At 69.9% G+C, this 26,352-nt stretch carries 25 protein-coding genes, 1 tRNA gene and 1 pseudogene; 17 read left to right on the plus strand and 10 right to left on the minus strand.

Going from position 1 to position 26,352, the window contains the following annotated elements; all coding sequences use genetic code 11:
- The 3 genes and pseudogenes from H7I87_RS28030 to H7I87_RS28040 form a co-directional block, all read right to left on the minus strand.
- Positions 1–110, minus strand: a pseudogene (locus H7I87_RS28030) (WXG100 family type VII secretion target); the annotation flags it as partial.
- A gap of 162 nt (positions 111–272) precedes the next feature.
- Positions 273–1,421, minus strand: a complete 1,149-nt coding sequence (locus H7I87_RS28035; protein ID WP_003877554.1) for a PPE family protein — start codon at positions 1,419–1,421, stop codon at positions 273–275.
- Positions 1,422–1,470: 49 nt separating this feature from the next.
- Positions 1,471–2,364, minus strand: a complete 894-nt coding sequence (locus H7I87_RS28040; RefSeq protein ID WP_024637733.1) for a PPE family protein, SVP subgroup — start codon at positions 2,362–2,364, stop codon at positions 1,471–1,473.
- 353 nt (positions 2,365–2,717) lie between these two features.
- Here H7I87_RS28040 and H7I87_RS28045 point away from each other — a divergent pair.
- From H7I87_RS28045 to H7I87_RS28090, 10 genes are all read left to right on the plus strand, one after another.
- Positions 2,718–2,791: transfer RNA gene (locus tag H7I87_RS28045), tRNA-Leu, on the plus strand.
- A 210-nt stretch (positions 2,792–3,001) separates the two neighbouring features.
- Positions 3,002–4,213, plus strand: coding sequence for a class I SAM-dependent methyltransferase (locus H7I87_RS28050; protein ID WP_019731781.1), 1,212 nt, complete (start codon positions 3,002–3,004; stop codon positions 4,211–4,213).
- 64 nt (positions 4,214–4,277) lie between these two features.
- Positions 4,278–5,075 (plus strand): hypothetical protein, encoded by a 798-nt coding sequence (locus tag H7I87_RS28055; RefSeq protein WP_003872717.1) that lies wholly within the window; start codon positions 4,278–4,280, stop codon positions 5,073–5,075.
- Positions 5,076–5,091: 16 nt separating this feature from the next.
- Entirely contained in the window at positions 5,092–5,244 is a 153-nt protein-coding gene (locus H7I87_RS28060; protein ID WP_019305636.1) for a hypothetical protein, read from the plus strand.
- A gap of 8 nt (positions 5,245–5,252) precedes the next feature.
- Positions 5,253–6,023 (plus strand): DUF427 domain-containing protein, encoded by a 771-nt coding sequence (locus H7I87_RS28065; protein ID WP_019733404.1) that lies wholly within the window; start codon positions 5,253–5,255, stop codon positions 6,021–6,023.
- Between the two features lie 390 nt (positions 6,024–6,413).
- The gene (locus H7I87_RS28070) at positions 6,414–7,511 is read left to right on the plus strand and encodes a YncE family protein (protein ID WP_180985196.1); all 1,098 of its coding nucleotides are present in this window, start codon (positions 6,414–6,416) and stop codon (positions 7,509–7,511) included.
- A 162-nt stretch (positions 7,512–7,673) separates the two neighbouring features.
- Positions 7,674–9,305: a fatty acid--CoA ligase gene (locus tag H7I87_RS28075; protein ID WP_019733135.1), complete on the plus strand. Its 1,632-nt coding sequence runs from the start codon at positions 7,674–7,676 to the stop codon at positions 9,303–9,305.
- Positions 9,306–9,318: 13 nt separating this feature from the next.
- On the plus strand, positions 9,319–9,792 hold the full coding sequence (locus H7I87_RS28080; protein ID WP_019733136.1) for an SRPBCC family protein: 474 nt from the start codon (positions 9,319–9,321) through the stop codon (positions 9,790–9,792).
- 28 nt (positions 9,793–9,820) lie between these two features.
- On the plus strand, positions 9,821–10,708 hold the full coding sequence (locus tag H7I87_RS28085) for a class II glutamine amidotransferase (protein WP_019733137.1): 888 nt from the start codon (positions 9,821–9,823) through the stop codon (positions 10,706–10,708).
- A 24-nt stretch (positions 10,709–10,732) separates the two neighbouring features.
- Entirely contained in the window at positions 10,733–11,602 is an 870-nt protein-coding gene (locus H7I87_RS28090; protein WP_023861804.1) for a patatin-like phospholipase family protein, read from the plus strand.
- Between the two features lie 25 nt (positions 11,603–11,627).
- Here the strand turns inward: H7I87_RS28090 and H7I87_RS28095 are convergent, their stop codons facing one another.
- Together H7I87_RS28095 and H7I87_RS28100 are read right to left on the minus strand one after the other, a co-directional pair.
- On the minus strand, positions 11,628–12,698 hold the full coding sequence (locus H7I87_RS28095; protein WP_023861803.1) for a patatin-like phospholipase family protein: 1,071 nt from the start codon (positions 12,696–12,698) through the stop codon (positions 11,628–11,630).
- A gap of 111 nt (positions 12,699–12,809) precedes the next feature.
- Positions 12,810–13,265, minus strand: a complete 456-nt coding sequence (locus tag H7I87_RS28100) for a lipoprotein LpqV (RefSeq protein ID WP_179944038.1) — start codon at positions 13,263–13,265, stop codon at positions 12,810–12,812.
- Between the two features lie 115 nt (positions 13,266–13,380).
- Here H7I87_RS28100 and H7I87_RS28105 point away from each other — a divergent pair, with 115 nt between their 5' ends.
- Together H7I87_RS28105 and H7I87_RS28110 are read left to right on the plus strand one after the other, a co-directional pair.
- Entirely contained in the window at positions 13,381–13,974 is a 594-nt protein-coding gene (locus tag H7I87_RS28105; RefSeq protein ID WP_003872707.1) for a cupin domain-containing protein, read from the plus strand.
- Positions 13,974–14,411, plus strand: coding sequence for a rhodanese-like domain-containing protein (locus H7I87_RS28110; RefSeq protein ID WP_003872706.1), 438 nt, complete (start codon positions 13,974–13,976; stop codon positions 14,409–14,411). The genes H7I87_RS28105 and H7I87_RS28110 overlap by 1 nt, the downstream gene beginning before the upstream one ends.
- Here H7I87_RS28110 and H7I87_RS28115 read toward each other — a convergent pair.
- The 3 genes from H7I87_RS28115 to H7I87_RS28125 are packed head-to-tail and all read right to left on the minus strand — an operon-like array spanning position 14,408 to position 18,044.
- On the minus strand, positions 14,408–16,192 hold the full coding sequence (locus H7I87_RS28115; RefSeq protein ID WP_019733635.1) for an alpha/beta hydrolase: 1,785 nt from the start codon (positions 16,190–16,192) through the stop codon (positions 14,408–14,410). The genes H7I87_RS28110 and H7I87_RS28115 overlap by 4 nt on opposite strands.
- A 9-nt stretch (positions 16,193–16,201) precedes the next feature.
- Positions 16,202–16,993: an enoyl-CoA hydratase gene (locus tag H7I87_RS28120; protein ID WP_009975355.1), complete on the minus strand. Its 792-nt coding sequence runs from the start codon at positions 16,991–16,993 to the stop codon at positions 16,202–16,204.
- Between the two features lie 13 nt (positions 16,994–17,006).
- Positions 17,007–18,044, minus strand: a complete 1,038-nt coding sequence (locus H7I87_RS28125; RefSeq protein ID WP_003872703.1) for an enoyl-CoA hydratase/isomerase family protein — start codon at positions 18,042–18,044, stop codon at positions 17,007–17,009.
- 214 nt (positions 18,045–18,258) lie between these two features.
- Here H7I87_RS28125 and H7I87_RS28130 point away from each other — a divergent pair, with 214 nt between their 5' ends.
- Positions 18,259–19,110, plus strand: coding sequence for a Bax inhibitor-1/YccA family protein (locus tag H7I87_RS28130; protein ID WP_003872702.1), 852 nt, complete (start codon positions 18,259–18,261; stop codon positions 19,108–19,110).
- Positions 19,111–19,308: 198 nt separating this feature from the next.
- Here H7I87_RS28130 and H7I87_RS28135 read toward each other — a convergent pair whose 3' ends face one another.
- Positions 19,309–20,526 (minus strand): acetyl-CoA C-acetyltransferase, encoded by a 1,218-nt coding sequence (locus H7I87_RS28135; protein WP_003872701.1) that lies wholly within the window; start codon positions 20,524–20,526, stop codon positions 19,309–19,311.
- Positions 20,527–20,616: 90 nt separating this feature from the next.
- A complete protein-coding gene (locus tag H7I87_RS28140; protein ID WP_009975361.1) occupies positions 20,617–21,579 on the minus strand; it encodes an SGNH/GDSL hydrolase family protein in 963 nt (320 codons plus the stop codon).
- 243 nt (positions 21,580–21,822) lie between these two features.
- Here H7I87_RS28140 and H7I87_RS28145 point away from each other — a divergent pair, with 243 nt between their 5' ends.
- From H7I87_RS28145 to H7I87_RS28160, 4 genes are all read left to right on the plus strand, one after another.
- A complete protein-coding gene (locus tag H7I87_RS28145; RefSeq protein ID WP_031351733.1) occupies positions 21,823–22,887 on the plus strand; it encodes an alpha/beta hydrolase in 1,065 nt (354 codons plus the stop codon).
- A 42-nt stretch (positions 22,888–22,929) separates the two neighbouring features.
- On the plus strand, positions 22,930–24,336 hold the full coding sequence (locus H7I87_RS28150) for a cystathionine beta-synthase (protein ID WP_003872698.1): 1,407 nt from the start codon (positions 22,930–22,932) through the stop codon (positions 24,334–24,336).
- Between the two features lie 90 nt (positions 24,337–24,426).
- Positions 24,427–25,146 carry an RDD family protein gene (locus H7I87_RS28155; RefSeq protein ID WP_019733529.1) on the plus strand — a complete coding sequence of 240 codons (720 nt, stop codon included), beginning with the start codon at positions 24,427–24,429 and terminating at the stop codon, positions 25,144–25,146.
- A 37-nt stretch (positions 25,147–25,183) separates the two neighbouring features.
- On the plus strand, positions 25,184–26,350 hold the full coding sequence (locus H7I87_RS28160; RefSeq protein ID WP_003872696.1) for a cystathionine gamma-synthase: 1,167 nt from the start codon (positions 25,184–25,186) through the stop codon (positions 26,348–26,350).
- The last annotated feature ends 2 nt before the right edge of the window (positions 26,351–26,352 follow it).

Here is a 26,352-nt window from a genome sequence, read left to right on the forward strand (position 1 = left end):
GACGACGCCCACATCTTGCGGGCCTCGTCCTCCACGGTCTGGGCGTGCACCTCGAAGCGGCCCGCCATCGCCCGCATTTCGTGCGGGTCGGTCATAAAACGTGTTGCCATCTCGGCTGTCTCCTATCTTGAAGCTTCAGTTCGCCGAAGTCTTAACAGTTGTAATTGATGCGGTGGTGGCCGCGTTGGAAATAGATTACGGCCTGCCGGTTAATTGCTCGCCTCAAACGGGTGACATCTACCCCCTTATTCGCCTTATCCGCGGTCTCATCGTTAGACGACGACCTGTTTGGGCATGACGATCGGCTTGAAGCCGTACCGGGGTCCGCTGCCGTAGGCGCCGGCGCCCTTGGCCGCGGCCGCCGCCCCCGGCATGCCGGGCATCGCGGTGACCGGCTCGGCCTCGGAGGCGACGGTCCAGCCCGAGCCCTCCAGCGGGGCGGCCGACGAGGCCAGCGACGTGGCCGGCGCGGCCGCCGACCAGCTGGCGGGCACCGACAGCCCGCCCACCGCGGACGCCTCGCCCACCGCCGCCGACGCACCGGCGCCCGTCACCGAGCCCACCATCATGCCCGGCGTGATGGCCGCTCCCGCCGCCGGCGCAACCGAGTCGGTGAGCGAGAACGGGATCGCCGGCACGGTCCCCAGGGTCTTGCCCAGCGACACCGCGTTCGGGATGGTGGCACAGACCCACCAGGCTGCGGTGTTGATCGCGCCGTTGGTCGCGTTGAGGAACGACGGGGTGCCCAGCAGATCGTCGATGGACTGCAGCAGGCCGTCGGTGGGGGGCGACGTGATCAGCGACGAGAGGTCCAGACCCGCCGTCTGCGCCGTGCTGTTCGTCGCGTCGAAGGCGACGGCGCCGTTGTCAACGGCCGCGGCCGCTCCGGGGTTGGTGGTCGAGGTCAGCGGCGTCACCGGCTGCAGCACTCCGGCGGCCGCCGAGGCCGCCTGGTAGGTGGCCATCATGGTGGCGTCCTGCACCCACATCTCGGCGTACTGCGCTTCGGTCGCCGCGATGGCCGCCGAGTTGACACCCAGGAAGTTGGTCGCCACCAGCGTTGCCAGCAACGACCGGTTGGCGGCGATCACCGGCGGCGGCACCGTCGCGGCGAACGCCGCTTCGTAGGCGGCCGCCGACGCGGTGGCCTGCGCGCTGGCCTGCTCGAGCGCGGCCGCCGTGGTGGTCAGGTAGGACACGATGGGCTGCGCCGCGGCCGCCGCCGCGGCCGACCCGCCGCCCGTCCACTGTTCGGTGGTCAGCAGCGAGATGATCGACTCCCATTGGCTGGCGGTGCTGCTCACCTCGGCGGACAGGTTGGCGTACGCCGTCGCCGCCGCCATCAGCGGGCCCGAGCCCGCGCCGGCGTACATGAGCGCCGAGGTGATTTCCGGTGGAACCGCCGCAAAGTCAAGAACCATTTTGTGTATCCCGCTCCTCGAATCGGTTGAAAACTGTTGCCTGGGTTGCCTAGACCGTCGCCGGCTTGGGCATGACGATCGGTTTGACGCCGTAGCGTGGCGCCCCGAAACCGGCGCTGTTGCGCGCCATGGTCCCCACCCCGGGCATGCCCGGCACCACCGTGCCGACGCCGGCCTGCGGAGCGGCGGCGGTCCAGCCCACCGTTTGCAGCGGCGCGCTGCTGGAACCGACCACCGGGGTGGCGCCGGCCCAACTCGGCGGCACGGACAGTTTGCTGACGGTGGTCGCCTGGCCCATCGCGGCGGCCGGCATCGCACCCATGCCCGCCACGCCACCGACACCGGCCCCGCCCACGCCGGTTTCCACCGGTGCGGTCGAGGTGGCCAGGTCGGCCCCGGCGGCGGCGTCGGCGCCGGAGGTGTCCAGCAGCCCACCACCGGCCAGGCCGAGCAGGTTCGAGGTGGCCGACGCCCAGTTGCCGATACCGATGTTGCCGATGTTGGCGCCGTTGCTCGACAGGCCGAACATGCCGCCCAGACCGCCGCTGGACTGGCCGTTGAAGCCCAGCAGCCACGCCAAGATGTCGATCGGGTTGGAGCCGGTGGCCGCGCTGGCGGTGGGGTCCGCGGCGCTCAGCGCCTGCATCGCGGTCTGGCTGGCGTTGACGGCCTCGGTGTCGCCGTAGCTGTTGGAACTGATGCCCAGGGTCTGCGAATACTGTTCCAGCAGCGTCTGCGCCTCGGACGCGATCGCCTGGTACTGGGTGCCGTAGGCCGAGAAGATGGCCGCCTGCTGGGCCGACACCGGGTCGGCGGCGGCGGGGGCGATGGCGGTCGTCGCCGAGGCCGCGCCGGCGTTTTGCGCCGCGAGATTGCTGTTGATCCCACTGAGCAGCGCCTCGGCGGCTAACATTTCCTCAGTCGTTGTCGTCAGAAATGACATCCATTGCTCCTCGTGCTCAAGCTGGCCGACCCCCGGTGTGGATCGACCCGTGCGCTCGCCTCGCGGCCGCTGTGCGTGGGCAAGACGCTATCGATCCACGACTCCACGTTCCCGATCGAAAGGCCTGAGATGACAGCCGTTTACGGCTTCTTAACGACGAGGGCGGCAGTTTTAACACGGTCCTGTCGGACGACATCCGCCTGTCATCTGGAGTAAACGCTCGCCGGAAGTAATCGCGCGCGGCGCGCGGATCCTAATACACGCTCAGCGGAACCGCATGTTGTACGTCTGGCAAATTGCCGACCCGACGCGGTGCGGTGAAACCAGCCGCCACGCGCTAGATTCGCCGCCGGGCCCCCATAGCCCAATTGGCAGAGGCAGCGGACTTAAAATCCGCCCAGTGTCGGTTCGAGTCCGACTGGGGGCACCGAAACTCCCGGCCGGACGTGCCGGGTCCGTGACCGTCCGGGGCGCCGCGCCGCCCGGTGGCCGAAATGAGCACCTAATCGCTTGGCGCAGAGGCGAATTCGAAGTATCCGCCCGGGCGGCCAACGACGAGCGGGCTCGCAGCCGTCCGGCCGAGTAAGTTGGTCGCGAGCGGTGCGCGACCGAGCACCACGAAGGAGCCAGCGCGACGGTGTCCGAGGATGCACGGGCCGACGGTGTCTCGCGCCAATACGATCGCTGGCAATACCCGCCGCCGGTCACCGACCTCGACGCGTGGACGACAAACCACTGGGACTGGTTCGACCCGTTCTGGGCGCATCGGCTGCTGTGGCCCGACCGCGACTACCGACCCGACCTCGACATCCTCATCGCGGGGTGCGGCACCTTCCAGGCGGCCGTCTACGCCTACACCAACCGCGCCGCCAAAGTGGTTGCCATCGACGTCAGCCGGACGGCGCTGGACCATCAGCAATTCCTGAAGGACAAGCACCGGCTGCACAACCTGGAGCTGCATCGGCTCGCGATCGAAGAGGTCGCCGCGCTGGACCGCGACTTCGATCTCATCGTCTCCACCGGCGTGCTGCATCATCTGGCGGATCCGCTGACCGGGCTGACAGCGCTCGGTCGGTGCCTGCGGCCCGACGGGGCGCTCGGCGTCATGCTCTACGCCAGCTACGGCCGGATCGGCGTCGAGATGCTGGCATCGGTGTTTCGCGACCTCGGACTCTCCCAGGACGAGGCCTCGGTGGAACTGGTCAAAGAGGCGGTGGCGGCGCTCCCGGCAGACCACCCCGTGCACACCTATCTGAAGGGGGCCCGCGACCTGTCGACCGATGGCGGGCTGGTCGACACCTTCCTGCACGCCCGGCAACGCAGCTACACCGTCGAGCAATGCCTGGAGCTGGTCGCCGCGGCCGGGCTGGCGTTCCAGGGCTGGCTTCGCAATTCGCCGTACTACCCGCACGACGCCCTCTTCGGGGGCGCCGCAACCCAATTCCAGTCGGCCCTGAACCGGTTGCCCGACACCACGTTGTGGTCGGTGATGGAGCGCCTGCAACCAGCCAACGCCACCCACTTCTTCCTCGCCTGCCGGCCGGAACGCCCACGGGAGCGTTACGCGATCGACTTCTCGTCGCCGACGTATCTCGGCTACGTCCCCGGGCTGCGGACGGCATGCCTGCTGTCCGGTGACCAGATCCACCTGCCCGGCGCCAAACTGACGCTGACCCCGGCCCAGCTGCCCTTTGTCCAACAGGTCGACGGCCGGCGCAGCATCGCCGAGATCATCGACGGGGTGGGGGGCGCCGGCCGGGATGACCGGGCGCGGGAGTTCGGTCGTCGACTGTTCGAGTCGTTGTGGCGCCTGGACTTCCTGGCGATGGGGCTGGCCCCGGGCCGGTAGTGGACCAAGAGTTTGGGCCAGCCGCCGGCGGCGGCGCCGACGGCCACTCATACACTGACCCAGCATGGGCATGCTGTTCGGCCTCGCGCCGTGGATTGTGTATTGGGTGTTGGTCGGTAACGTTCCGTTCGTGGCGGCCGTGCTGGTCGCGCTGGCGCTCGCCGCGGTCAGCCTGGGCCTGGGCGGGGTGCTGCGCAGGCGCTGGCAGCTCTTCGACTTCGCTTCTGTAGCAGTGCTTTTGGTTCTCGCCGTGCTGGCCTTCACGCTCAGCGAGTCGTTTCTGCAGCGGTGGATCCTGCCGTTGAGCAACGCCGGGATCTTCCTGGCGGCGCTGGCGGGGATGCTGATCGGGAAGCCCTTCGTGGCCGAGTTCGCCGCCGCCGAACAGGCTCCCGACGTCGCCAAGACCGAGTTGTTCGGCCGGATCGTGAAAATCCTCGGCTGGATCTGGGTGGCGACGTTCGCCGGGATGACGGTGTCGTCGGCGATCCCGTCGGTGCTGCAGGGATCCGCCGGGGCGGCGCCCGCCTACATGCTGGACACCAAGACCCCGCTGTCGTTCCTGTGCTACTGGATCATTCCCTTTGCGCTGCTGGGCCTGGCGGCGGTGGTCTCGCGGCTGCTGCCCGACCGGATGCTGATCGGCATCGACGACCTGGAGCGGGAAACCTCGTTCGTCGCCTACGACGAGGCCACCATCGACGAGCTCTACTTCCTGGCCCAGGAACACGCCAATCGCGAGGTCGGCCCCGGCAAGGAGGCCTACGCCGTCAAGGTCGGCGGCATGGGAACTCCGTTGACCGGGGACGAATCTCGAAAGTCGTGGCCGTCCACCTACAAGGTGCGCGACAAACGACGCTGAAGGCTACGTTGTGGTGATGGACGCGCCCAGCCCCGACGCCATCCGCGCCGAGACGATCACCATCACCGGCCGCGGCGGCGACGAGATCGAGGCCTACCGGCCGGAGGCCACGGCGATCACGAGAGCGATCGCCCACGCGCCGGCCGGACTGGCCGCCAAGGACCAGTAGGGCCGACGATGCCCGCCGAACCGGACTACCCGCAGATGGCGGCGGCGCGGGGCCGGATCGAACCGGCGCCGCGGCGGGTCCGCGGTTATCTGGGCGACGTGCTGGTCTTCGACACCACCGCCGCCCGCTACGTGTGGGAGGTCCCCTACTACCCGCAGTACTACATTCCACTGGCCGACGTGCGCACCGGGTTGCTGCGCGACGAAAACCACGCTCAGCGAGTGCAATTCGGACCGTCGCGGCTGTACTCCGTGGTGGCCGGCGGCCGCACCTGTGAGTCGGCGGCCCGGGTGTTCGACGCCGACGGCGACGGCCCGCTGGCCGGTACCGTGCGGTTCGAATGGGATCCGTTGCGCTGGTTCGAAGAAGACGAACCGATCTACGGCCATCCACGCAACCCGTACGCGCGGGTGGATGCGCTGCGCTCACACCGACATGTTCGCGTCGCACGTGACGGAATCACGTTGGCGGACACCAGATCTCCCGTCCTGCTGTTCGAAACCGGTTTGCCCACCAGGTATTACATCGATCCCACCGACGTCGACTTCGCGCATCTGGAGCCCAGCGCCACCCAGACGCTGTGCCCGTACAAGGGAACGACGTCGGGCTACTGGTCGGTGCGGGTCGGCGACGTCGTGCACGAAGACCTGGCCTGGACCTACCACTACCCGCTGCCCGCGGTCGCCCAGATCGCTGGGCTGATCGCGTTCTACAACGAAAAACTGGACATCGTCGTCGACGGGACGCCGCTGCCTCGACCGCACACCCAATTCAGCTGAGCCGGCCCCGATGTGATATTCGCCTCTCGTACCGCCGATGCTGAGAATTCCTCAGCAAAGCAGCCCGTGAACATGCGCGGGCGCGGTTAGCGGCGCGGATGAAATCCCCCGCATGCGCGTTTGCGACGGTTTCGCTGCGGGTAAGCGACTGCGGTACAGCGTGATTGGAAGTCTGAGCAGAACCTGAGTGCACCGAGTGACGTAGCTAACGTCGAGCATTTTCGAGCTGCAGTGAGGCGAATTTTGGCCAGTAGACTACCGAAAACCAGTCTCGTCAGTGCCTTTCGGTGCTGAAAGCCGGTGAATCCGGTGGCCAATTCGCCGCGACCGTGTCGGCGGCTACGCCACCTGGCCACCCGGGCCGACAAACACAGCAAAGGCGGTACCAGCGTGAGTGATGCAAACGGGCCTACGGCCCGATTCGGGATCGACAACACCGCGGTGGTCAAAGTCCCTGTTCACCACGGCCCGATCAGCGACATCGACGTCAGCCCCGACGGGCGCCGGCTGCTGGTGACCAACTACGGCCGCGACACCGTGTCGGTGATCGACACCCACACCTGTCGCGTCGCGAGCACCATCGCCGGTCTGAGCGAACCGTTCGCGGTGGCCATGAGCGCCGCCGACCCGAACTACGCCTATGTCAGCACCGTCACCGCCGCCTACGACGCGATCGAAGTCATCGACGTCGTCACCAACTGGCGCATCGCCACGCATCGGCTGGCGCACAGCCTGAGCGATCTGGCGGTCAGCCCGGACGGGCGGTACCTCTACGCCAGCCGCAACGCCGTGCGCGGCGCCGATGTGGCGGTGCTGGACACCACCACGGGCGAGCTCGAGGTGATCGAGCTGGCCGCCGCGGCCGGGACGACCACCGCCTGCGTGCGGGTCAGCGCCGACGGGCGCCGGCTGTTCGTCGGCGTCAACGGGCCCAACGGCGGCGGCCTGGCCATCATCGAAACCCGCACCCGCACCGACGGCCGCCGGGTCGGCGGCCGCTCCCGCCTCGTCGGCACCGTCGAGCTCGGGCTGCCCGTCCGCGATGTGGCGCTCGGCAACGACGGCAACACCGCGTATGTGGCCAGCTGCGGCCCAGTGGTGGGCTCGGTGCTCGACGTCGTCGACACCCGGGCCGCCACCATCGTCAGCACGCACAAGATCAACGAGATCACCGGGCCGCTGACCCGGATGACGCTGAGCCGCGACGGCGAGCGCGCCTACCTGATCAGCGACGACCGGGTCACGGTGCTGGGCACCCGCACCCAGGACGTCCTCGGCGAGGTCAGGGTGACCAAGCACCCGTCGGCCCTGGTGGAAAGCCCCGACGGCAACTACCTGTACGTCGCCGACCACGCCGGGGTGCTCAGCGTGGCCCGGCTCTCCTCGGGGACCGCACCGGCCGCGCCGTGCAGCGGCGCCGACGAGGACGACGACGCGACCACCGGTTGGCTGCCCGAGCTGGCGCCGTGGGAGCCGGTGCTGGCCTAGCTGCACCCACCGCCCGAGCCGGCCGCCAAAGTCGGGCCCGCCGAACGGGATCGGGGCCGTGCGGCCCGCTCGGGGTCTGCCACAATCGCCGGATCCGGGCTTAGGGTGGGAAAGCGGCCGGCGGCGCGGCGCCGTCGGCCCCAGATGCGGAGGCGGTGCGCAGTGGACGGCACGATGCAGGACTTTCCGTTGACGATCACCGCGATCATGCGTCACGGCTGCGGCGTGCACGGGGCGCGCACCGTGACCACCGCGACCGGAGACGGTTACCGGCGCACCAGCTACCGCGAACTGGGCGACCGGGCCGCCCAGCTGGCGAACGCGTTGCGCGGGCTCGGGGTGACCGGGGACCAGCGGGTGGCCACTTTCATGTGGAACAACGCCGAGCATCTCGCCGCCTACCTCGCCGTGCCCTCGATGGGCGCGGTGCTGCACACCCTGAACATCCGGCTGTTCCCCGAGCAGATCGCCTACGTAGCCAACGAGGCCGAGGACCAAGTGGTGCTGGTCGACGCGTCGCTGGTCAAACTGCTCGCGCCGGTGCTGCCCGGCCTGCACACCGTGCACACGGTGATCGTGGTCGGCGACGGCGACACCGAGCCGCTGCGGGCATCCGGCAAGACGGTGCTGCGCTACGCCGACGTCATCGGCGCCGAGCCGGCCGAATTCGACTGGCCGCGCATCGACGAGAACTCCGCGGCCGCCATGTGCTACACCAGCGGCACCACCGGGAACCCGAAAGGCGTTGTGTACAGCCATCGTTCGAGTTTCCTGCACACGATGGCCGCGTGCACCGCCAACGGTATCGGGATCGGGGCCAGCGACAGCCTGCTGCCGATCGTGCCGATGTTTCACGCCAACGCCTGGGGCCTGCCCTACGCGGCGCTGATGGCCGGCGCGGACCTGGTGCTGCCCGATTGCCACCTCGACCCCCGCTCGCTGGTGCGGATGGTCGAAGACCTGCGGCCCACCGTGACCGGTGCGGTGCCGACCATCTGGAACGCGGTGCTGCACCACCTGGAAGACGAACCCGACCACGACATGTCGTCGCTGCGGCTGGTGGTCTGCGGCGGCTCGGCCGTACCGGTGTCGCTGATGCGCACCTTCGAGGAGAAACACGGCGTGCAGATCCGGCAACTGTGGGGCATGACCGAGACGTCGCCGCTGGCCACCATGGCCTGGCCGCCGCCGGGAACGCCGGAGAACCAGCACTGGGCGTACCGGGGCACACAGGGCCAACCGGTCTGTGGGGTCCAGATGCGCATCGTCGACGATGACGGCCGCGTCCTGCCCAACGACGGCACCGCGGTGGGGGAGGTGGAGGTGCGCGGCCCGTGGATCGCCGGCTCCTACTACCTGGGACGCGACGACTCGAAGTTCGACTCCGGCTGGCTGCGCACCGGCGACGTGGGCCGCATCGACGAGCGGGGCTTCGTCACGCTGACCGACCGGGCCAAGGACGTCATCAAATCCGGTGGCGAATGGATCTCCTCGGTGGAGCTGGAAAACTGCCTGATCGGTCACCCCGACGTGGTCGAGGCCGCGGTGGTGGGAGTGCCCGACGAGCGGTGGGAGGAACGCCCGCTGGCCGTGGTGGTGGTCAAGGACGGCGCCTCGGTCGACGCCGACCAGCTGCGAAAGTTCCTGGCCGACAAGGTTGTTCGTTGGTGGCTGCCGGAGCGGTGGACGTTCGTCGACGAGATACCGCGCACCAGCGTCGGCAAATACGACAAGAAGGCCGTCCGCTCCCGCTACGCCGACGGCGGCTACCGGGTGATCGAAGCCCGCGACTGAAAGGCTTGGCACAGTGGCAGATTCACTCGTCGTCGCCCAATCCGTCGTCGCCCCCGTCGCCGTGCCGGACGCGTTCGGACGCACGCTGCCGATGCCGCTGCCGACGCTGTTCAACCGGTGGTACGGCCCCTTCCCGCCGATCAGGGAGGTGCGCGGACAGACCGGGGACTGGGACGCGGCGGGCCGGCAGCGCATCGTGCACCTGGCCGGCGGTGCCAGCATGCGCGAGGAACTGACCAGCGTCGACCCGCCGCGGTCGTTCGGCTACCGGCTCAGCGGCATCACCGGCCCGATGGCGCTGCTGGTGAATCATGTGCTCGGCGAATGGGTTTTCACCCCGGCGGCCGGCGGAACCGAGATCACCTGGCGCTGGGACATTCATCCCAGGTCACCGCTGACCGCCTGGGCGCTTCCACTGCTGGGCAGGATGTGGCAGGGCTACGCGCGACGCGCGCTGGACAACCTGGTGGCCTTGCTCACCCGCTGAGTCCCGCCGGCCGTTACGGTAAGAGCCCATGTGTCGACTCTTCGGCCTGCACGCCGGGACACGCGCGTGCACCGCGACCTTCTGGCTGCTCGACGCGCCGGACAGCCTGGCCGAACAGAGCCGGAGAAACCCCGACGGCACCGGCCTGGGGGTGTTCGACGAGCACGCCCGCCCGCAGCTGCACAAGGAGCCGATAGCCGCCTGGCGGGACGCCGCGTTCGCGCGCGAAGCGCATCAGCTGACCGGCACCACCGTCATCGCCCACGTCCGCTACGCGACCACCGGGTCGCTCGACGTCCGCAACACCCACCCGTTTCTGCAGGACGGCCGGATCTTCGCGCACAACGGGGTGCTGGAGGGGCTCGACGTCATCGACGCGCGGCTGCGTGAGGTCGGCGTCGACGGGTTGGTGTTGGGTGACACCGACTCCGAGCGGGTGTTCGCGTTGATCACCGCCGCGATCCGGGCCCGCGACGGCGACATCACCGCGGGCCTGGTCGACGCCGTCCGATGGCTGGCCGAGCAGGTCCCGATCTATGCGGTCAACCTGCTGCTGAGCACCGCCACCGAGATGTGGGCGCTGCGCTACCCGCACACCCATCAGCTCTACGTGTTGGATCGCTCCGCCGACGCGGCCCGGCAACCCGAATTCGACTTGCACACCATACGAATTCACGCGCGCTCCCAGCAGCTGCGCACCCGGCCGTCGGTGGTGTTCGCCACCGAACGCATGGACGCCGACCCGCGTTGGCGGCTGCTCGAGCCGGGGGAGCTGGTTCACGTCGACGCCGGGCTGCGAGTCACCCGCCGCCTGGTGCTGCCCGACCCGCCCCGGCAGCTGCTGCGCCGCGACGAGCTGAGCACACCGGTGCGGGACTCCCAGCACGCACTGCCCGACACCCGGCGGGCCGGCTGAGGCCGTTTGGCAGAGTGTTTCGACGTGACAACCAAACGCGCCCTGGTGCTCGCCGGCGGCGGGATCGCCGGAATCGCCTGGGAGACAGGTGTTCTGCGGGGCATTGCGGACGAGTCGCCGGCCGCGGCGCGGCTGCTGACCGAATCCGACGTGCTGGTCGGCACGTCGGCGGGCTCGGCGGTCGCCGCCCAGCTGTGCAGCGGCCACACCCTCGACGCGCTGTTCGATCGGCAGGTCGCCGCCTCTTCGCCCGAAATCGATTCCGGGGTCGACGTCGAGGCCATCACCGAGCTGTTCCTGACCGCCCTGGCCGAACCGTACGACGACTCGGAGGACAAGACCCGCCAACAATTGCGGCGCATCGGGGCGGTAGCGCTGGCCACCGACACCGTGCCGGCCCCGGTGCGCCGCCGGGTGATCGCGGCGCGGTTGCCGTCGCACCGGTGGCCGCGACGGGCGTTGCGGCTCACCGCAATCGACGTCGACAGCGGCGAGCTGACCGTGTTCGACCCGGCGTCGGGCGTCGACCTCGTCGACGCGGTGGCGGCCAGCTGCGCGGTGCCCGGGGCGTGGCCTCCGGTGGCCATCGGCGGCCGCCGCTACATGGACGGCGGGGTGGCCAGCTCGGTGAATTTGGGGGTGGCCGCCGACTGCGACGTCGCGGTGGTGCTGGTGCCCTCGGGCGTCGACGCGCCGTCGCCGTTCGGCGCCGGCCCGGCCGCGGAGATCGCGGCGTTCCCCGGCCGGGCGTTGGCCGTCTTCGCCGACGACCGCTCGCTGGCGGCGTTCGGGCCCAACCCGTTGGACCCCGGCTGCCGGGTGCCCTCGGCGCGGGCCGGCCGCGAACAGGGCCGCCGCGAAGCCGCGGCCGTCGCCGAATTCCTGGGTGTGTGACGAATCCCGTTGCCGGGCAATCAGTTCAGCGCTCGACCGCGGGGCGGTCGTCGTCGCCGTCCTCGAGGGCGTCGAGGGCTTGGTCGGCCAACGCCCGCCCCGCGTCGATCACCTCCACCGCCCGGTGGAATTCCAGGCCCCGGCAGATCGAGCGGGGGACCTCGATGAGCAGGTCGGGCGGGTAGACGGCCAGCGTGTGCCGCGCCAGCGCCGCCTGGGCGATGTCGATGGTGCGGTTCATCACCTCGAAGCTGCCCAGTTTGGGCACATCCGTTGCCGCGCCGGGCAATTCGACGGCCTCGTCGTCGTCATCGGCGAGCACCGGCTGGTCGGGTTCCTCGGGATTGTCCGGCCAGGCGTCGGCGTCGCCGCTCGGCCCGCCCAGCCGGCTCAGCACCGCCCGCGCGGTGGGCCGATCGAGCAGCGAGCGGGCGGCGGCCGTGTCGAACAGCGCCGAGGTGCTGCGCATCATGCGGGTCAACCACTCGGCGGTGGCGGCCGGTTCGGCCTCGCGACGGGTGATCGCCTCGCTGCCGGACAGGTTCACCGCGATGGTCAGATCGGCGTTGACGGCCGAGAGCGGGGCCATCGGCAGCGGGTCGAGGATGCCGCCGTCGGCCAGCAGCCGGCCGTCGAGGGTGTGCGGGGCGATCACCCCGGGGATCGCGATGGACGCGCGGATCGCCTCGTCCAGCGGCCCGCGCTGAAACCACACCGACTTGCCGGCCAGCAGGTCGGTGGCCACCGCGGTGTAGGGGATGCGCAGGTCCTCGATGGCCACCGGCCCCAGGATGTCGCGCACCGCGTCCAGGATCTTGCCCGCCCGCATCACCCCGGCCGCGCTGATGGACGGGTCCAGCAGCCGCAGGATGGTGCGCTGGGTCAGCGACTTGGCCCACTCGGCGAACTCGTCCAGCCGTCCGGCCGCTTGCAGGCCGCCGACCAGCGCGCCCATCGACGAGCCGGCGACGCCGACGATGTCGTAGCCGCGGGCTTGCAGCGCCTCGATCACCCCGATGTGGGCGTAGCCGCGGGCGCCACCGCTGCCGAGCGCGAGTGCCACCCGAGTCGGTGCTGATCGACGTTCCTCAGGCACCCCTCCATTTTGCGCGGCGGCCGGCTAGCGGGCGCTCGCGGCGGTCGGCGGGCGCGGCCGGGCAGTTTTTTCAACCGTGATCGCAATTGTCCTTGTCCAACCGGGGTGCCGTCACCCGCATTCGTCGTTGGCGGCCGCCCGGGCGGCGACGATCACGGCCGCCTGCCGGGCCGGCGCCAACGCCGACCACGGCGTGTTCCAGCTGCCCGCGGTGCCCGACGGCGATGCCTGCACCATCGACAAGTACGGCTCGAACAGCGACGCACCCGTCTTGGGCTGGGCCTCCATCCACTCCTTGGCGGCGTGACAGGCCTGGTAGTACTCCTCTTCGGTGGAGTCCGCCGGGATGTCGATCCGGGTCGTCACGCCGCCCGGGGACAGCCCGACGGCGCCCGGCGGCGCCGCGGCGGGGCCGGCGGGGATACCCGATTGCCGCGCCGGTGCGGGCGCCGGCGCGCCGCGCGGGGCGCCGTGCGAGCACCCGGGGGCCGCCATCACAACCCCCAGCACGATGCCCACCAGAACGACCGCGCCCCGTCGCCGGGACCGATCACCGCGCCAGCGCACGGTCCCAATCTATGCAACACTGGCTGCCGTGATGGAGCGCTTCGGATTTTGCGAGTGTTGTCGGCCGTAACACGCCGCCGCCCGATCCGTTTTCGCTCCCTGGAGTCCTTTCCTCATGCCTGTCCCCGCCGCCACCCTGGCTGCCCTGCGCCCGCCTTTCCCGTCGTCGCCGTCGCCGGGTCCGACCCGGTTGCGGGTGCCCGACCTGCTCTATGCCACCGATCAGGCCGCCGACGACGTGCTCAGCGGGCGCTGCGACCACCTGCTGCCCCCGGGCGGCATCCCGGCGTCGCGGCGCTGGTTCACCCGCATCCACGGCGACGAGGAGCTCGACGTCTGGCTGATCAGCTGGGTGCCCGGCCACCCGACCGAACTGCACGACCACGGCGGGTCGCTGGGCGCGTTGACCGTCGTCTCCGGATCGCTGAACGAATACCGTTGGGACGGTAGGGCTTTGCGACGCCGCCGGCTCGACGCCGGCGATCAGGCCGGCTTCCCGCTGGGCTGGGTGCACGACGTGGTGTGGGCGCCCCGGCCGGTCAGCGGGCCGGTCAGCCGTCGGGCCGTCGCCGCCGCCCAGGCGGCGCCGACGCTGAGCGTGCACGCCTACTCGCCGCCGCTGACCGCGATGTCCTACTACGACATCACCGAGCGCAAGACGTTGCGTCGGCAACGCACCGAACTGACCGACCAGCCGGAAGGATCGTGATGAGCCGCATCGACGTCGTGTTGAGGTCCGCCCGGCGCCGGTTCCGCCGGCTGCCCGCCGTCGAAGTGCCCGACGCGGTGCGCCGCGGCGCGGTGCTGGTCGACATCCGGCCGCAGGCCCAGCGGTTCCGCGAGGGCGAGGTGCCCGGCGCGCTGGTGATCGAGCGCAACGTGCTGGAATGGCGCTGCGACCCGACCAGCGAGGCCCGGCTGCCCGAGGCCGTCGGCGACGACGTCGAATGGGTGATCATCTGTTCGGAGGGCTACACGTCCAGCCTGGCCGCGGCCGCGCTGCTGGACATCGGCCTGCACCGCGCCACCGACGTGATCGGCGGCTACCACGCGCTGGCCGGGGCCGGGGTGCTGAGCCGGCTGGCTGGCGGTCCGGTCGGCGCCCCGCTGGCCAACACCGGCGCCGGCGAGCGCCGCTGGATCTAGCCGTTGGCGTGCAGCAGCGGCCGCAGCCGGTCCGTCTTGTCGGGTGTCCACCCCGGCGGTGACAGCACCGCCGCCCAGGCGTCGGCGACGTCGGCGACGTAGTGGTGGCCGTGCCCGTCGGGCACGTTCTGGGCGACCGCCATGTCCGCCGAGACCTGCAGGAACGTCACCACCGGGATCCAGGTGGTCTCCGGCAGCACGTCGTAGCCGCGGCGCTCCTTGAGCCAGTCCGGCCGGGCGAACAACAGGTCGGTGGTCCACCAGGCGATCGGATCCGAGGCGTGCTGCAGGTAGACCACCCGCGGGTGATCCCACGGATCCTTGGGCCGCGCCAGGTTCGCCGCGCGCGCCACGAAGCGGACATTGCGGCCGTCGTTGTAGATCGGCAACCACTCCGGTGACCCGGCGTCGCGCGTCGACGTCAGATCGGTCCAGATGGTGTTGTTGAACGTCGGGCCGCTGAACAGGGCGCCGTCGGTGCGGGCCAGCACGTTGTTCAGGCTCATGAACGGCGCCTCGCCGCCGAACGAGCCCAGGCTCTCGCCGAACACCACCAGCTTGGGGCGCTGAGCCTCGGGCAGCTGGCGGACCAGCCGGTCGACCGCCTCGAACAGCGCCTGACCGGCGTGCCGGGCGTTCTCCTTGTCCACCAGGAACGACAGCCAGCTGGGCAGGAACGAATACTGCATGCTGACGATCGCGGTGTTGCCGTTGTACATGTACTCCAGCGCGGTGGCCTCGGCCTCGTTGATCCAGCCGGTGCCGGTGGTGGTGGCCACCGCGACGACGGCGCGCCGCAGCCCGCCGGTGCGCTGCAACTCCCGGGCGGCCAGCTCGGCGGTGGCGGTGATGCCGTCGGCGGAGTTCAGCCCCGCGTAGGCGCGGATCGGCTCGGTGGCCGGGGCGCCGTTGAACGCGGTCAGCTGTTCCACCCGCGGCCCGCCCTCGATGAAGACGCGGCCCTGGTGGCCCAGCGACTCCCAGGACACCAGCGACTCCGGGCCGCCGGAGCGCAGCGGGGTTTTCGGCGGTGCGGTGTCCGGGCTCATCTCGTTGTTGGCGGAGGCGAAGGTGTTGTTCATGGTGCGCATGGCGAACTTCAGCACCACACCGTTGAGCAGGGTGATGGTGAGCACCACCAGCAGGGCCACCACGATGGTCGCCGACAGCCGAAACGGCGCGATCCGGTCGAGCCGGCCGACCAGGAAGCTAACCAGCCAGCGGGTGAATTGGCCGATCTCGACGCAGGTGAACAGCACCACCAGGGACAGCACCCCCGCCACCGGGTAGTCGTACCACTTCAGGTGCGCCACACCCATCAGGTCGCGCACCTTGTCCTGCCACACGTGGAACCAGATCGCCATCAACACCATGCCGACCGCGCCGACCGGGATCAGGATCTTCCAGGCCCAGCGCGGCGGCGGGGGACTGGACGGTTTGGCCCACAGGTACCGGTAGAGCCAGACGGCGAAGACGCCCAGCCCATAGCCGATGGCGCCGGAGATGCCGCTGACCAATCCCTGGAATATCGCCCCGCGCGGCAGCAGCGACGGGGTCAGCGAGAACCAGATGAACACCAGCCCGACCGTCGTGCCGGTGAACGTGTAATGGCGTACCCACCAAGGTTTTTCGGGCTGCGGTGTGCCCGGGGCGGGCGCTTTCGGTGCGGGGTGCTCCGCGACGGCGGTCTGCGCGCCGGTTCGGGTCCCGTCCGGCGCCGTTTGCTGCTGCGCCGGCTCGTCGCCGGTGTCGGTGTCGGTCGCGGAACCCGGTTCGCTCATCGAGGCGTCCTAGCGGTGGGTGAAGTTCGGCGCGCGCTTCTCGACGAAGGCCGCCATCCCCTCGGACTGGTCGGCGGTGGCGAAAGTCGAATGGAACAACCGGCGTTCGTAGAGCAGCCCCTCGGCCAGGGTGGTTTCGAAAGCGCGGTTGACGGCCTCCTTGGCCATCCGGGCTGCCGACCGCGACATCTGCGAAATCGTGGTGGCGACCTTCTTGGCCTCGGTCAGCAGGTCATCGGCGGGCACCACGCGCGAAACCAGGCCGCTGCGTTCGGCTTCCGCGGCGTCGATGGTGCGGCCGGTCAGGATCAGGTCCATCGCCTTGGCCTTGCCGATGGCGCGGGTCAGCCGCTGCGAACCGCCCATGCCGGGCAGCACCCCGAGTTTGATCTCGGGCTGGCCGAATTTCGCCGTGTCGGCGGCGATCAGCACATCGCACATCATGGCCAGTTCGCAGCCGCCGCCCAGTGCGTGCCCGGCCACCGCGGCGATCGTCGGGGTGCGCACCGCGGCGAGCTTGCCCCAGGTGGCGAAGAAGTCGGCGCCGTAGGCGTCGGCGAAGGTCAGCTCGGCCATCTCCTTGATGTCCGCGCCCGCGGCGAACGCCTTGGCCGATCCGGTGATGATGATCGCGCCGATGCCGGGGTCGGCGTCGAAATCCGTTGCCGCGGTGGTGACCTCGTTCATCACCTGGGTGTTGAGCGCGTTGAGCGCCTTGGGCCGGTTCAGGGTGATGATGCCGACGCGCTCCTCGCGCTCGACGAGGATGGTTTCGAAGGTGCGGTCGGTGCTGTCGGTCATCCAAATCGCCTTTCTAGAAACTCAAGTCGTCGTCCACCGGGGCGAAATACGCCTCGACGTCGGCCGCGGTGACGTCGGCCAGCCGGGCGGGCGACCACTGCGGATTGCGGTCCTTGTCGATCAGCTGCGCCCGGATGCCCTCCACCAGATCGTGTGAGCGCAGCGACGCCGACGACACCCGATAGTCCTGCACCAGAACGTCTTTCAGTGTCGGTAGGTCGGCCGCTCGGCGCACTGCCGCCAGGGTCACCGACAGCGCGATCGGTGAGCGGGTGGCGATCAGGTCCGCGGCGTCGTGCGCCGGGCTCGCGCCATGCGCGCGCAGCGCGGCGACGATGTCCTCGACGGTCTGCCCCGCATAGCACTCGTCGATCCAATCACGTTGGGCCGCAAGCTCACCGGGTGGCGGCTCGACGGCGTATTTGGCCAGCGCGCTCTCGACGCCGTCGGCAACCACCGCGCGGCGGAACGCCTCGACGTCGGCGTGCGGCACGTAGTGGTCGGCGAATCCCATGGCGATGGCGTCGGCGCCGGAGAACGGCGCCCCGGTCAGCGCGGCGTGCAGGCCGAGCCCGCCGGGCGCGCGGGACAGCAGGTAAACGCCGCCGACGTCGGGGATGAACCCGATGCCGACCTCGGGCATGGCGACCTTGGAGGTGTCGGTGACCACCCGGGTGTTGGCGTGCGCGCTGACGCCGACGCCGCCGCCCATCACGATGCCGTCCATCACCGCGACGTAGGGCTTGGCGAACTCCGAGATCTGGGCGTTGAGCTGATATTCGTCGCGCCAGAAGCGTCGCGCCTCGACGCCGTCCTTGCGGGCGCTGTGATAGATGGACACCACGTCGCCGCCGGCGCACAGCCCGCGTTCCCCGGCGCCGGACAGCAGCACCGCGCGCACCTTGTCGTCGCGCGCCCAGTCGGTGAGGACGGCGCTCAGCGCGTCGATCATCGGCTGATTCAGCGAGTTGATCGCCTTGGGGCGGTTGAGCGTGATCAGGCCGACGTTTCCGTCGACTTCGGTGAGAACCTCGTCGGATCCGTCGGTCACGCCTTCGCCTCCCATCGCCGGTTCAGCCTCGAGGAAGAAATCTAGATCGTCACGACCGGCGCGGTATCCGCGGGTAAGGGTTATCTTTAACGCGACGACAACGGTGCAGGCTCTCCAACTCGAGAAACGCCCAGGTCCGCTGGGAACCGGGGGGAGCCGCTGATCGTTGAGATGGTGTTCGCACAGCTCGATGCCAATCAGAGAGGATCCGACGGTGCGGGAGACAAGCAATCCGGTATTTCGTTCGCTGCCTAAGCAGAGCGGCGGATACGCGCAATTCGGCACTGGCGCGGCCCCCATGCAGGGCTATCAAGCCGACCCCTACGCGGCTCCCTACGCGACTCCGTACCAGGAGACCAGGGCGTCGCGACCGCTGACCATCGACGACGTCGTCACCAAGACCGGCATCACGCTGGCCGTGCTGGCGGCATCCGCGGTCGTCTCCTACTTCCTGGTGCTGTCGAATGTGGCCCTTGCGATGCCGCTGACCCTGGTCGGCGCGCTGGGCGGGCTGGGCCTGGTGCTGGTCGCGACGTTCGGGCGCAAGCAGGACAGCCCGGCGATCGTGCTCAGCTACGCGGTTCTCGAGGGCCTGTTCCTCGGCGCCCTTTCCTTCGTGTTCGCCAACTTCTCGGTCTCCAGCGCCAATGCGGGCGTGCTGATCGGTGAGGCCGTCATGGGCACCTTCGGGGTGTTCTTCGGGATGTTGGTGGTCTACAAGACCGGCGCCATTCGGGTCACCCCCAAGTTCACCCGGATGGTGGTCGCCGCGTTGTTCGGCGTGCTGGCGCTGATGCTGGGCAACTTCGTGCTGGCCATGTTCGGTGTCGGCGGCGGCGCCGGCCTGGGCCTGCGCAGCGGCGGCCCGCTGGCGATCATCTTCTCGCTGGTCTGCATCGGCATCGCGGCGTTCAGCTTCCTGATCGACTTCGACGCCGCCGACCAGATGGTGCGCGCCGGTGCCCCGGAGAAGGCGGCGTGGGGGATCGCGCTCGGCCTGACCGTGACGCTGGTCTGGCTGTACATCGAGATCCTGCGCCTGCTCAGTTATCTACAGAACGACTAGCTCTCTCGGCATCCGAGAAAACCGGCGCGCCCGTTGGCGCGCCGGTTTTTTCATGCGGTGCGGGTCGAGTGTGTCGAGTGTGTGGTGGTGGCGTTCGGTGTTGCACCGCGGCGCGTGTCGTCGGCGTGTCGTCTACCAGGATTCACACTCGACGACGCCGGGAAGCACACCCCGGAAAGCGGGAGACACCGCGACGCCTCAGCTGAGGCGCTCGATCACCATCGCCATGCCCTGGCCGCCGCCGACGCACATGGTCTCCAGGCCGAACGTCTTGTCGTGGGTCTGCAGGTTGTTGAGCAGCGTGGTGGTGATCCGGGCGCCGGTCATGCCGAACGGATGACCCAGCGCGATCGCGCCGCCGGACACGTTCAGCTTGTCCTCGTCGATGCCCAGCTCGCGGGCCGAGCCCAGCACCTGGACCGCGAACGCCTCGTTGATCTCGAACAGGTCGATGTCGCTGACCGACATTTTGGCGCGGGCCAGCGCCTTCTTGGTGGCCTCGATCGGGCCCAGGCCCATGATCTCCGGCGACAGGCCGCTGACCCCGGTGGACACGATGCGCGCCAGCGGCGTCAGGCCGAGCTCCTTGGCCTTGGTGTCGCTGGTGATCACCACCGCCGCGGCGCCGTCGTTCAGCGGGCAGGCGTTGCCCGCGGTCACCGTGCCGTTGGGCCGGAACACCGGCTTGAGCTCGCGGATCTTCTCGTACGTGGTGCCGGGGCGTGGGCCGTCGTCGGTGCTGACCGTGGTGCCGTCCGGCAGCGTGACCGGGGTGATCTCCCGCTCGAAGAACCCGCTCTTGATCGCTTCCTCGGCGCGGTTCTGGCTGCGCACCCCCCAGTGGTCCTGGTCCTCGCGGCTGATGCCGGTCAGCAGGGCGACGTTCTCGGCGGTCTGCCCCATCGCGATGTAGATGTCGGGCAGCTTGCCGTCGGCGCGCGGGTCGTGCCACTCCTCGGCGCCCTCGGCCGCGGCGGCCGACCGCTCCTGCGCCTCGCTGAACAGCGGGTTCTTGGTGTCCGGCCACGAGTCGGCGCTGCCCTTGGGGAACCGGGATACCGTCTCCACCCCCGCGGAGATGAACGCGTCACCCTCGCCGGCCTTGATCGCGTGGAACGCCATCCGCGAGGTCTGCAGCGACGAGGAGCAGTACCGGTTGACGGTGGTGCCCGGCAGGAAGTCGAAGCCCAGCTCGACGGCGACCACCCGGGCCAGGTTGAATCCGGACTCACCGCCGGGCTGGCCGCAGCCCAGGATCAGGTCGTCGATCTGGTGCGGGTTCAACGCCGGCACCTTGTCCAGCGCGGCGCGCACGATCTGCACGGCCAGGTCGTCGGGGCGCATGCTGACCAGCGATCCCTTCATCGCGCGGCCGATCGGCGAGCGAGCAGTTGAGACGATGACGGCTTCAGGCATGGTTGTTCCCTTCAGATCCCTGCGGGTCCCTCGAATTGGGCTGGCTCGCGTCACCACCGGGTAGGTCCACCCCGACGGGCGAGAACAAATCTAGTCGCTGCCGACCTCGGGGCACGACGACGGGGCGGCACCGGGTGCCGGACGGCGCCACAGCCGCGACATCACGCTGCTGCGGGTGTGCCGCTGCCCGAGCACCGGCTGTGCCGAGGGCACCGGCTGGTTCAGCGGCGGTCGCTCCACCTGCTCGCCCAGCGCCTCGCACAGCGCGAGCAGCAGCGCGTCGGCCGCCAGCGCGTAGGCCGGGGCCGAGGGGTGGTAGCCGTCGGCGGAGAACATCGCCTCCGGGGTGGCCCGGAACTGCGGCGCCATCAGCTGGGCCAGCGGCACCGGCACCCCGCCGGCGGCGCGGACGGTTGCCGTCTGGGCGCGGGCGAGTTGCAGGCACCGCTCGTGCGCCAACGATCGCAGCGGTTGCGGAATGGCGCTGATGAACCCCAGATCCGGGCAGGTGCCCACGATCACCACCGCGCCGCGGTTCCGCAGTTTGCGCACGCACAACCCCAGCCGGTGCGCCGACTGGCTGACACCGTTGAGCGCCGTCACGTCGTTGGCGCCGACCATGATCACCGCCACGTCCGGCGGCGGACCGGCCACGAACATCGCATCCACTTGGCCGCACACGCCTTTCGACGTGGCGCCCACAATGGCCTTGGTGCTCAACCGGATTCGCTTGCCGGTCTGCTCGGCCAGGCCCCGCGCGATGCGCACCCCCGGCACTTCGTCGGCGCACATGCAGCCGTATCCGGCGGCGGTGGAATCGCCGAAGATCATCAGGTGCAGGTCGACGGCCATGCCGCGGTGCCAGCGCTGCACCGGCCCGCCGCCGCGGGTGTACACGCCGTCGGCGCGCGGCGGGATGTCCCACGACTTGGGGATGACGGTGCGCGCGTGGGTGGCCTGGCCGACCAGCAGACTGCGTGCCCCCAGGTAGGCGGTTCCTGTCGAGGCCAGCGCGCCCGCTGTGGCCAGGGCGATCGCCGAACGACGTGGCACCCGAATGGTCACGGCATCAAGTTTAGAGGCGCTTTGGAGTTTGCGGAGGCGGCTGAAAAACGAACTGATCACGGTGCGAAGCAAAACTGGTATCAAATCAGAGATTTCATACGTTGTGCTAAGCAACGGCTGTCAAGCTGAGAGCGAGGGGATGGCTGAGCGCCTTGGCACACGGCTGAACCAGACGCTCAACAGCCTCGTCACATGCTGTATCGCACTACAACGGCGTAGGAAGTGTTGAGCATGACCGCACCGAGCGAGGTATCGGGATCGCAGAGTCCCGTCCGTGTCCACGACGTCCTCAAGGCGCGCCGCGCGCGCATCCGCAAGTTCGCGATCAGCGACGGCGCACCGGTCGAGGTTCTCGAATCCGGACCCAGCGTTGCTGCGCGACTGGCCAACCTGACCTCACGGCTGACCATCCGGCCGATTCTGGCCGTCGGCAGCCACGCCCCCAACCTGCCCTGGCCGTGGGGTCTGATCGACCTCACCGCCCGGGTGCTGCTGCCGGTGTCGGCCACCGTGCGCGAGACGGTGGCGCTGCCGCACGCGTCGGCGCAGCTGGTCCGCGCGCCCGGGGTGCTGCCCGCCGACGGCACCCGCCGCGTCGTGGTCTACCTGCACGGCGGGGCGTTTCTGACCTGCGGGGCGAACTCGCACGGCCGGCTCGTCGAAGCCCTTTCCACCTTCGCCGACGCGCCCGTGCTGGTGGTGAATTACCGTCTGCTGCCGAAGAATTCGGTCGGCATGGCGCTGCAGGACTGCCATGACGCGTACCAGTGGCTGCGGCTGCGCGGCTACCAGCCCGACCAGATCGTGCTGGCCGGCGACTCCGCGGGCGGCTACCTGGCGCTGACGCTGGCGCAACGCCTGCAGCGCGAGGGTGAGGAACCCGCCGCGCTGGTGATGATCTCGCCGCTGCTGCAGCTGGCCAAGGAGCCCAAGCAGGCCCACCCCAACATCGACACCGACGCGATGTTCGGCGCCGGCGCGTTCGACGCCCTGGCCGAGCTGGTGGCCGGCGCGGCGGCGAAGAACATCGTCGACGGCAAGCCCGAGGAGATCTACGAGCCGCTCGAGCACATCGAGCCGGGGCTGCCGCGCACGCTGATTCACGTGTCGGGCTCCGAGGTGCTGCTGCACGACGCCCGGCTGGCGGCGAGCCGGCTGGCCGCGGCGGGCGTGCCGGCCGAGGTGCGGGTGTGGCCGGGACAGATCCACGACTTCCAGCTGGCCGCGCCGATGGTGCCCGAGGCCAGGCGGTCGCTGCGCCAGATCGGCGACTACATCCGCGAGGCCACCGGCTGAGTCCTTGTGCGCCGCGGGAAACCGCCTGAGACGATGTGACGCATGCGGATCGCGCAGCACATCAGTGACCTCATCGGCGGCACGCCGCTGGTGCGGCTGAACTCCGTCGTGCCCGACGGCGCGGGCATCGTGGCGGCCAAGGTCGAATACCTCAACCCCGGCGGCAGCTCCAAGGACCGGATCGCGGTCAGGATGATCGACGCCGCCGAGGCCAGCGGTGCGCTGAAGCCCGGCGGCACCATCGTCGAACCCACCTCGGGCAACACCGGTGTCGGGCTGGCGCTGGTGGCCCAGCAGCGCGGCTACAAGTGCGTGTTCGTCTGCCCGGACAAGGTCGGTGAGGACAAGCGCAACGTGTTGATGGCGTACGGCGCCGAGGTGGTGGTGTGCCCGACGGCGGTGCCGCCCGAGCATCCGGACAGCTACTACAGCGTCTCGGACCGGCTGGTCACCGAGATCGAGGGCGCCTGGAAGCCCGACCAGTACGCCAACCCGGAGGGCCCGGCCAGCCACTACGCCACCACCGGCCCGGAGATCTGGGCCGACACCGACGGCAAGGTCACCCATTTCGTCGCCGGCATCGGCACCGGCGGCACCATCACCGGCGCGGGCCGCTACCTCAAGGAGGTGTCCGGCGGCCGGGTCCGCGTCATCGGCGCCGACCCCGAGGGATCGGTGTATTCCGGCGGCACCGGCCGGCCCTATCTGGTCGAGGGTGTCGGCGAGGACTTCTGGCCGCAGGCCTACGACCGCACGGTGCCCGACGAGATCATCGCGGTGTCGGACTCCGACTCGTTCAACATGACCCGGCGGCTGGCCCGCGAGGAGGCGATGCTGGTCGGCGGGTCCTGCGGCATGGCCGTGGTGGCGGCGCTGCGGGTGGCCGAGCAGGCCGGGCCCGACGCGCTGGTGGTGGTGCTGCTGCCCGACGGCGGGCGCGGCTACATGGCGAAGATCTTCAACGACGCCTGGATGTCCTCCTACGGGTTCCTGCGTACCCGGCTGGACGGGTCGACCGACCAGTCCCGCGTCGGCGACGTGTTGCGCCGCAAGTCCGGTGAGCTGCCCGACCTGGTGCACACCCACCCGTCGGAAACCGTGCGCGACGCCATCGGCATCCTGCGCGAGTACGGGGTGTCCCAGATGCCGGTGGTCGGCGCCGAGCCGCCGGTGATGGCCGGCGAGGTCGCCGGCAGCGTCTCCGAACGTGAGCTGCTGTCAGCGGTTTTCGAGGGCCGGGCGAAGCTGGCCGACGCGGTCTCGCTGCACATGAGCCCGCCGCTGCCGATGATCGGCGCCGGCGAATCGGTCAGCGCGGCGGGCAAGGCGCTGCGCGATTGGGACGCCCTGATGGTGGTCGAGGAGGGCAAGCCGGTGGGTGTGATCACCCGCTACGACTTGCTCGGTTTCCTCTCCGAGGGACCCCGCGGATCGGGCGGGCGGCGCTAGGTCGCGCGTCTCGCTCGGACGTCGAACCCTCGGGTACTGTTTCGGCCTAGTTCGACTGATGTCCAGCTGACCCGGAGTGGAAGGTTGCCCATGACCGATCAACCGCCGCCCGGCGGCGCCTACCCGCCACCTCCCTCGTCGCCCGGGTCGCCCGGCGGTCAGCCGACTCCGCCCCCCGGTGGGCAGCAGCCACCGCCTCCACCCGGCGGGTCTTTCCCGCCGCCCCCGCCGCCCGGCGGGTCCTATCCGCCACCGCCGCCGCCGTCGGGGGGATACGCGCCGCCGCCCCCGGGACCGGCGATCCGCACCCTGCCCACGCAGGACTACACGCCGTGGCTCACCCGCGCGCTGGCGTTCGTCATCGACATCCTCCCGTACGTCGTGGTGCACGGCATCGGCACCGCGATCCTGGTGGCCACCCAGCAGACCGCCTGCATCACCGACGTCAGGCAGTACGCGGTGAACCAGTACTGCGCCACCCAGAACTCGACGCTTGGCCTGGTGGCGCAGTGGTTGGCGTCGATCGTCGGGTTGTTCTACCTGATCTGGAATTACGGCTACCGGCAGGGCACCACCGGGTCGAGCGTGGGCAAGTCGGTGATGAAGTTCAAAGTGGTCAGCGAGGTCACCGGCCAACCCGTCGGCTTCGGGATGTCGGTGGTGCGGGCGCTGGCGCACTTCGTCGACGCGATCATCTGCTTCATCGGATTCCTTTTCCCGCTATGGGATTCCAAGCGGCAGACGCTGGCGGACAAGATCATGACGACCGTGTGCCTGCCGCTCGACGGCTCCGAAAGCCCGCCGAGCTAGGGCCGGCGACCGCGGCCGTCCCCTAGGCTGATCGTCGATGAGCGACGACGGCAACGCACACCCCGAGTTCAGCGGACTGGCCACCAAGGCGATTCACGCCGGCTACCGGCCGGACCCGGCGACCGGAGCGGTCAACACGCCGATCTACGCCAGCAGCACCTTCGCCCAGGACGGGGTGGGCGCGCTGCGCGGCGGGTACGAGTACGCCCGCACCGGCAACCCGACCCGGGCCGCGCTGGAGGCCACGCTGGCCGCGGTGGAGGCCGGCAGCCACGGGCGGGCCTTCGCCTCCGGCATGGCCGCCACCGACTGCGCGCTGCGGGCGGTGCTGCGGCCCGGCGACCACGTGGTGATCCCGAATGACGCCTACGGCGGCACCTTTCGGTTGATCGACAAGGTGTTCACCCGCTGGAACGTCGAATACACGCCGGTGCCGTTGCATCAGCTCGACGCCGTGGCCGCCGCGATCACGCCGCGCACCCGGCTGATCTGGGTGGAAACCCCGACCAACCCGTTGCTGTCGATCGCCGACATCGCCGCGCTGGCCCAGCTGGGCCACCAGCACTCGGCAAAGGTGTTGGTGGACAACACCTTTGCCTCGCCGGCGCTGCAGCAGCCGTTGACGCTGGGCGCCGACATCGTGCTGCATTCCACCACCAAGTACATCGGCGGGCACTCCGACGTGGTGGGCGGTGCGCTGGTCACCAACGACGCCGAGCTGGACGACGCGTTCGGGTTCTTACAGAACGGGGCGGGCGCGGTGCCCGGCCCGTTCGACGCCTACCTGACCATGCGCGGGCTGAAGACGCTGGTGCTGCGGATGCAGCGGCACACCGAAAACGCCTCTGCCGTAGCGCAATTCCTCGCCGGGCACCCCGCGGTGAGCGCGGTGCTCTATCCCGGCCTGCCCGGCCATCCGGGCCACGACGTCGCCGCCCGGCAGATGTCGGGCTTCGGCGGCATGGTCTCGGTGCGGATGCGCGGCGGCCGGCAGGCCGCCCGAAAGCTGTGCGCCAACACCCGGGTGTTCATCCTGGCCGAGTCGCTGGGCGGGGTCGAGTCGCTGATCGAGCACCCCAGCGCGATGACGCACGCGTCGACGGCGGGGTCGCAACTGGAGGTGCCCGACGATCTGGTGCGGCTGTCGGTCGGCATCGAGGACGTCGACGACCTGCTGGCCGACCTCGATCGGGCGCTCAGTTGATA

Source organism: Mycobacterium timonense (assembly GCF_025821985.1).
Lineage (GTDB): Bacteria > Actinomycetota > Actinomycetes > Mycobacteriales > Mycobacteriaceae > Mycobacterium > Mycobacterium avium.